Consider the following 329-nt stretch of genomic DNA (forward strand, 5'->3'; position numbering starts at 1 on the left):
AAGAACTCCAGGCGGTAGGTGTAGGCCTGTCCTTGAGTATCGAGGCCCCGATCAACGAACACGGTGTCGGCCAGGGGTTGCAGGCTGGTACGGATGGCCGTCACCTGGGTGAAGGCCGTGCCCGTCAGGCCCGGGGCCCGGAAGAGGCGGTACTCGAAGGGCCCGCCCCCATCGGCGGGGTTGAGGCCCAGGGGCCGGGTCCAGCGCACGGTGATTACCCCACGACCTGCGCCAGTGGCCGGGCCGGTGCTGTCGACGGTGACGTTGGTGAGCACCGGGGCCAGCAGGGGCAGCGACAGACAGACTTCGGTGCTCACCACGCTCTCGCC

General features: G+C 69.3%; 1 protein-coding gene. It reads left to right on the forward strand.

Features of this window, described 5'->3' with window-relative positions:
• On the forward strand, window positions 1-329 hold a 329-nt coding region (locus F7231_RS27795), incomplete at both ends, for a hypothetical protein (RefSeq protein ID WP_166694348.1).

Origin of the sequence: Fibrivirga algicola (assembly GCF_011742925.1) — a bacterium.
GTDB lineage: Bacteria > Bacteroidota > Bacteroidia > Cytophagales > Spirosomataceae > Fibrella > Fibrella algicola.